At 49.3% G+C, this 6000-nt stretch carries 8 protein-coding genes; 5 read left to right on the top strand and 3 right to left on the bottom strand.

What is annotated here, in order from left to right; genetic code table 11:
* Nucleotides 1-412: 412 nt before the first annotated feature.
* From V3O24_RS05300 to V3O24_RS05280, 5 genes are all read left to right on the top strand, one after another.
* Entirely contained in the window at nucleotides 413-1201 is a 789-nt protein-coding gene (locus V3O24_RS05300) for a hydroxymethylpyrimidine/phosphomethylpyrimidine kinase (protein WP_331306493.1), read from the top strand.
* Nucleotides 1201-1818: a thiamine phosphate synthase gene (gene thiE, locus V3O24_RS05295; RefSeq protein ID WP_331306495.1), complete on the top strand. Its 618-nt coding sequence runs from the start codon at nucleotides 1201-1203 to the stop codon at nucleotides 1816-1818. The genes V3O24_RS05300 and thiE overlap by 1 nt, the downstream gene beginning before the upstream one ends.
* A 30-nt stretch (nucleotides 1819-1848) precedes the next feature.
* Nucleotides 1849-2310 carry a thiosulfate oxidation carrier protein SoxY gene (gene soxY, locus V3O24_RS05290; protein WP_331306492.1) on the top strand — a complete coding sequence of 154 codons (462 nt, stop codon included), beginning with the start codon at nucleotides 1849-1851 and terminating at the stop codon, nucleotides 2308-2310.
* Between the two features lies 1 nt (nucleotide 2311).
* Entirely contained in the window at nucleotides 2312-2623 is a 312-nt protein-coding gene (gene soxZ, locus V3O24_RS05285) for a thiosulfate oxidation carrier complex protein SoxZ (protein ID WP_331306491.1), read from the top strand.
* Between the two features lie 76 nt (nucleotides 2624-2699).
* Nucleotides 2700-2837, top strand: a complete 138-nt coding sequence (locus V3O24_RS05280) for a hypothetical protein (protein ID WP_331306490.1) — start codon at nucleotides 2700-2702, stop codon at nucleotides 2835-2837.
* Between the two features lie 15 nt (nucleotides 2838-2852).
* Here the strand turns inward: V3O24_RS05280 and V3O24_RS05275 are convergent, their stop codons facing one another.
* The 3 genes from V3O24_RS05275 to V3O24_RS05265 all read right to left on the bottom strand — a co-directional run bounded on the left by V3O24_RS05275 (nucleotide 2853) and on the right by V3O24_RS05265 (nucleotide 5435).
* Entirely contained in the window at nucleotides 2853-3650 is a 798-nt protein-coding gene (locus tag V3O24_RS05275; RefSeq protein ID WP_331306489.1) for a methyltransferase domain-containing protein, read from the bottom strand.
* Between the two features lie 40 nt (nucleotides 3651-3690).
* On the bottom strand, nucleotides 3691-4020 hold the full coding sequence (locus V3O24_RS05270) for a hypothetical protein (RefSeq protein ID WP_104423945.1): 330 nt from the start codon (nucleotides 4018-4020) through the stop codon (nucleotides 3691-3693).
* 149 nt (nucleotides 4021-4169) lie between these two features.
* The gene (locus V3O24_RS05265) at nucleotides 4170-5435 is read right to left on the bottom strand and encodes a diguanylate cyclase (protein ID WP_331306488.1); all 1266 of its coding nucleotides are present in this window, start codon (nucleotides 5433-5435) and stop codon (nucleotides 4170-4172) included.
* Nucleotides 5436-6000 lie beyond the last annotated feature (565 nt).

The following is a 6000-nucleotide window of genomic DNA, read 5'->3' as shown; positions in this document are numbered from 1 at the left end:
ATCTAGCGTCACTGCCACTAAGGATCGTGCATGAAATAACTTTTATTTTTAAACCATGAAGCGCATGAAGGACATGAAGGATTTAAGTCGTCATGTCCTTCATGCGCTTCATGGTGATTGCTTAAATTAATTTATGCATACTCCTAAGTTAGACTTGTTCCGTTCGCCCTGAGCCCTTCGACTACGCTCAGGAGAGCCTTGTCGAAGCCTGTCATGAGCTTGTCGAATGAGGTGGGCGGAACACAAGTCGTTAAGCCATTCATGGTTCGACCGGGCTCACCACGAACGGCTTAACTTAATGCCAATGACGCTCTCCGACGACATAATTTGTTAAGGGCGTTATATAATGCCGATAGGATTTCTAAAACCAAGACCGCTTAAACCGACTCCATAATACCCATACAATTTCATCATGACAGTAAACCGCCCCGTTGTGCTTTCATTTTCCGGCCATGACCCCAGCGGAGGCGCGGGCGTTCAGGCCGACATTGAAACCCTGGTCAGCCATCGCTGCCACGCCGCCAGCGTAATCACCGCCTTAACCGAACAGGACACCCGGAATGTCAAAAAACTGCTTCCGCAAAGCCCGGAAGCCATTATCAGCCAAGCCAACACCCTATTGGACGACCTCCCGGTCAAGGCGTTTAAAATCGGCTTGATCGGCCATCATGAAACCGCCGCCGCGATTCATGCCGTATTAAAACAGCACCCGCACATTCCGGTGGTGTTGGACCCGGTGCTGGCGGCAGGCGGCGGCGCTAAGCTGTCAACCGACCGGCTGATAGCAACCGTGATTGATTTGCTGCTGCCCTGCACTACCGTGTTGACGCCGAACAGCGAAGAGGCTCGCAAACTGACAGGATTGACCGATCTTAACGGCTGCGGCCTGGCATTGCTGGAAAAAGGCTGCGACTATGTGCTGATTACCGGCAGCCATGAAGACACGCCTTCGGTCGGCAATCAGTTGTTCCATGACCGCCGCAGATGGGAAACCTACACCTGGGACAGGTTGCCGTTCAGCTATCACGGCTCCGGCTGCACGCTGGCCGCCAGCATTGCGGCATTGATCGCGCACGGCCTGGAGCCGTTGCAAGCGGTCATCGAGGCCCAGGAATACACCTGGAATTCATTGAATAACGCTTACCTGCCGGGCAAAGGACAACACATTCCCAATCGATTTTTCTGGATGGATGACGAGTGATTAAATTTCCTATACGCGGACTTTACGCGATCACCCAAACCGAAAACAAATCCGGCGACGCCGTCATTAACGACGTTGCCGCCGCCATTAAAGGCGGTGCGGCCATCGTGCAATACCGGGACAAAAACCCGATCGACGCGCCCTTTCTTGCCCGTGAACTGGTTAAACTCTGCCATCGGCATAACGTGCCGTTGCTGATCAATGACGACATCGAACTTGCGGCGCTGGTAGGCGCTGACGGCGTCCATCTCGGCAGAGAAGACGGCGCGGCGGCCCAGGCAAGAAAGCGCTTGGGCAACGACGCGATTATCGGCGTTTCCTGCTACAACTTTGTCGAACTGGCTATCGCCGCCCAGACGCAGGGCGCCACCTATGCGGCTTTCGGGCGGTTTTTCCCGTCTTCGTCAAAACCGCTGGCAGCGCCTGCCGATATTGAAACACTGCGGCAAGCAAAACTTACGCTGACTATCCCGATTGTTGCGATAGGCGGCATTCTGCCGGAAAACGCCCCCCAGTTACTGGCGGCAGGAGCCGATTTGCTGGCGGTCATCGGCGGGCTATTCGACCGCGAGCCGGAACAATCGGCCAGGGCTTATCAGGCCTTATTTCATCATTAACGCTTTAAATCACGCCGGGACCAGCCATTCATGACCGACAACCGCAGGGCATTCATCAAGAAGTCTGTCGCTTTGGGCAGTTACTCGCTTATCGCCACAGGCGGACTGCTTGGCTCGTCCGACGCCAACGCAGAATGGCTGCCCGATACCTCGATACTGCAACAGACCTTAAAGCGCTTGTTCAAAGCCCAGGACATCATCGCATCCGACAAAATCGCCATCCAGATTCCTAAAACGGCGGAAAACGGCGCTGCCGTACCGATCACGGTCACCAGCAGCCTGAACAATGTTGAAAGCATCGCCATACTGGTCGAAAAAAACCCGATACCCTTGGCCGCCAAATTCGAGCTATCGCCAGACCTGGAGCCTTTTGTCTCGACGCGTTTGAAATTAGCCGAATCCTCGGTCGTCATGGTCATTGTAGAAACCGGTGAAGGCTTTTACAGCGCCGGCGAGAAAGTCATCGTCACCGTTGGCGGCTGCGAGATTTAATATGTCGAGCATTAAAATCCGCAGCAAACGCATGGACGGCAAGACGCAAATCAGGATGCTGATAGCCCACCCGATGGAACACGGACGCAATCGGGACGCCAAAACCGACTCATTAATCCCCGCGCATTTCATCCAGAAACTAACGGTAAAACATAATAAAAACGTGATTATTACCGGCAACATCGGCGCCAATGTTTCCAAAGACCCCTACTTTGCTTTCATGCTAAAAGGCGGCAACATCGGCGATAAAATCACCATCAGCTGGGTCGATAACCTGGGCAACAAAGATACCCAGGATCATATTGTGAAATAAATGTGAAGGCCGAAAACATCCGTCCATCGCTACGCCTTTGCGCCGGCTACCGGCTCATAGTGCAACACCGTAGGAAATGGGTCGTAAAAATGATGAAGCGGCTCTTTCCACTGTTGATATTACGGCGACTGGCGAAACCCACTTCATGGTCTTTGAGGGCTTGCCAGCGCACCAGAAGGATGTATTCGCCTTCCCGCTCAACGCAGCACTGTAGTTCATGCCTGGCTTGTTATGTGATTTTTTCCGCTTCAACTTCAATCATTACCATAGCCACATGCGCTTTACCGTCTGCTGCTAGCGGCACTTTATCGAGATATTTTGAACAAACCTCTTCGATAAATACTTCCCTCTGTTCTGTTGGAATGCGTAGCGTATAAGGCAGCCATGTTGTTCGAATCCATCCTTCCAGCCCTGATTTTCCATCATGCGTCATATCTTTTGGCATGAGTTCAACACGCTTTATGGAAAATCCGGCTTCTTTCAATAGCACTTGATAGTCATCGACACCCAGAAAAGTAAAGGGGAATTCAAAGCCGGTAAAATACTGCGCCCATTTATTTGCCGCTCTAACCTCGTTCATAACCGAAAGTATCCCTTCGGCATCGCCTTTTCCGCCCATTCGCAGCAGAATCTTTCCTCCAGCCCTGAGGCTGTTATATAAGCCCTCAACAACAGGTTGATGATTCTTGACCCAATGCAGCACCGCATTTGAGAAAACCAGGTCAAAACAGCCTTCAAACGATAAATCGCTCGCATCCATGACTTGGAACGAAAGATTAGCATGCTGGTTTTGCGAATATTTTTCCTTTGCCAAGTCTATCATCTGCCTTGAGTTATCAACGCCGACCACCGAGCCATTGCCTACTAAGCCAGCGATTTCCGCCGTTACTTTGCCATCGCCGCAACCCAAATCAAGAATGTCTTCTGCGCCTGTTAAATTCAGATTTGCAATAAGCTCCCTTGCCCATTTTTGTTGGGCTTGTGAGTTTCTCTGATAATCCTTGGCATTCCAACTGTAGGTATTCATATTTTTCTTATCGCATAACGTAAAGCTAACCGGACGCGGCTTATTTTTTATAAAACTTTTTGGTGTAGCAGGCCATAAGCAGCCCCTTAACCGTTGCAATATCACTTTGTTGATAAATCTTGCTGTCCTTATCGCTCATGGTCGGCATCAGGCTTTTTGTTTCATCGGAAATGTCTCTGTTGCTAAACACCGCATCAGCTGCGCAATCACAATAAGATTTGGCCTGTTCCGCAGGGCGTGTGGAACTTTCCTGCTGTATGCAGTTATTAATGTAAGCCGATTTAACCAGGTTTGCCTTATCCTTTTCACCACTGCATGCCGATAAGCCGAGGCATAAAGCCGCGATAATCACTAAAATTTTCTTATTCATTTTGTTCCTTATTATCGATTATTGTTATGGGGTTACGTCGGACAAAACCTATTTGGATAGCGAAAAGATGCAAGCCAAGCCTCACTGCTGAAAACAAGCGGTTACACGGATTTCCTTACCCTCTGGTGAAGCTCCAAATCCACAGAAGATTAATAACAAAGCCGATTTCTGCCGCCGGCTTTTGCTTGAAACAGATTACTATCGGCTACTGCCAGCATCTGTTCAAAACCGTCAAAACTAAGATCGCCATTCAGGCCTATGCTCATGGTAACCTGAAGCTCAGGATGTATCGCTGACCAAGGGAAATTTTCAATCTTTTTACGCAGTCTTTCGCATTGTTCCACTGCTTGCATCAACGGCGTTTCAGGAAAAATAACGACAAATTCTTCACCGCCATAACGGGCGACAACATCGCTTGCGCGTATGCCGTCATTCAATATACCGGCAACTGCTTTCAGCACTTCATCACCGATAGCGTGAGAAAACTTGTCGTTTACCTGCTTAAAATGATCAATATCGCCAATCATAAAACTCAATGGATGCTTATACCGTTTCATCTGGTTGAAAAGCTTATTCGCCTGTTCATTAAAGTAGCGGCGATTATAGAGTTGAGTCAATTCATCGCGAATGCTCAGCTCCTTTAAAAGCAAGGCCTGCTCGCTAATGGTGCAGTTGGACTCCTTCAGTTTCTCATAAGCATGGGCAAGATCGGCACTCATACGATTAAATGCTTCAGCAAGGATAGCTGCCTCATCATTGCCATGCACTGTCACCGTTTGGCGGAGCTCCCCTTGGCTCATGGCTCTGATAGCCGTTGTCAGTTCATGAAGCGACTTGCTTAAGCGTTTACTGAACAGAAAACCGAGAAAAATCGCCAGTGCGCCGGCAATAACAAATGCATAGATCAGAGCTTCCCTGATTATCGCCAGATAATTCCGGTCTATCGCAGATAAATTGGGCTTGCCCTGTGGAATCGCCAATGCCAGCACCCGATTTTCCAGCATAATGGGAGTCACTCCCAAACGGGCCGACACCGGCACAAATTCTCCATCTTCATATTTTCCGCCCCCCAGTAACACCTTACCCTGCGGATCGAGCAATATGAACAGGAACGGCGGAGCCCACTCAGGCTCGTCAGGCATCGGCGGCTTTAATCGCCGCCCGGCAGGCTCTATCCGGTCTTCTGGCCCGAAAAAGAAAGGTTCATCGGGAAGCGCGCCTGTTAACGCGCGCTTGCGTCTGACAAACTGGCCAAACCGTTCGACCTGTCGCGCCTCGTTCCAAGACCCGTAAGAGGCAATATAGGCCGTAACATCCGCTTGAAAATTTTCAAAAGCGCGCTCCATCGCCATCTGATCAAATCTTGTCGACACCCGCCACTGGACAATAATACCGACAACGATGACAGCGCTCATGCTGGTGATGATAAGCGCTAATGAAAATTTAAACCGGAGTGAATGCATTATTGATCGATAGGGTATGCAATTTGATTTTATTCATGATTATAACTGATGTTATGCAGTCTTTATTGTGGCAGCTCAGAATAAGCCATCTGATCTGCTTTAATTGGCAGCTTTGCCCGTAAGGCATTACAACTTGAATACGGCATAAATTGCCATAAATGGGTTGTTTTGTGTCGTGCCGGTTGGGGATTTTGCCAGTCCTGCATTGGCTTTCAGCCCTATAGGGGGCACATCGCGCCCCTTTTCGGAATCCCAACATACAAGGAATCTTAATGCTTGAAATGGATACCCGTTAGAATATTTTAAAAAGCCCGGCCATTTTAATATTCGTAAATGGTGCGCGATGCGCACCCCTACCTGACTTTCTTATTCATTTTGTTCCTTATTATCGATTATTGTTATGGAGTCACATTGGGCAAACTGTTTATGCCCGATATTCATATACATCAAAATATTGGGCAACAAAAAGATGTTGCTCGACACGTCTGGAACCCCAACGGGGTTTAAGCCGTTAGCC

The sequence above is a fragment of the Methylobacter sp. Wu8 genome, from assembly GCF_036440755.1.
Classification (GTDB): domain Bacteria; phylum Pseudomonadota; class Gammaproteobacteria; order Methylococcales; family Methylomonadaceae; genus Methylobacter_A; species Methylobacter_A tundripaludum_A.
This window is presented reverse-complemented; position numbering and strand designations above follow the sequence as displayed.

Excerpts from the sequence above, each read along its gene's own strand:
- V3O24_RS05300 (WP_331306493.1), top strand. The coding sequence starts at position 413 with ATGACAGTAAACCGCCCCGTTGTGCTTTCATTTTCCGGCCATGACCCC.
- soxY (WP_331306492.1), top strand. The coding sequence starts at position 1,849 with ATGACCGACAACCGCAGGGCATTCATCAAGAAGTCTGTCGCTTTGGGC.
- soxZ (WP_331306491.1), top strand. The coding sequence starts at position 2,312 with ATGTCGAGCATTAAAATCCGCAGCAAACGCATGGACGGCAAGACGCAA.
- V3O24_RS05280 (WP_331306490.1), top strand. The coding sequence starts at position 2,700 with ATGGGTCGTAAAAATGATGAAGCGGCTCTTTCCACTGTTGATATTACG.
- V3O24_RS05275 (WP_331306489.1), bottom strand. The coding sequence starts at position 3,650 with ATGAATACCTACAGTTGGAATGCCAAGGATTATCAGAGAAACTCACAA.
- V3O24_RS05270 (WP_104423945.1), bottom strand. The coding sequence starts at position 4,020 with ATGAATAAGAAAATTTTAGTGATTATCGCGGCTTTATGCCTCGGCTTA.
- V3O24_RS05265 (WP_331306488.1), bottom strand. The coding sequence starts at position 5,435 with ATGAGCGCTGTCATCGTTGTCGGTATTATTGTCCAGTGGCGGGTGTCG.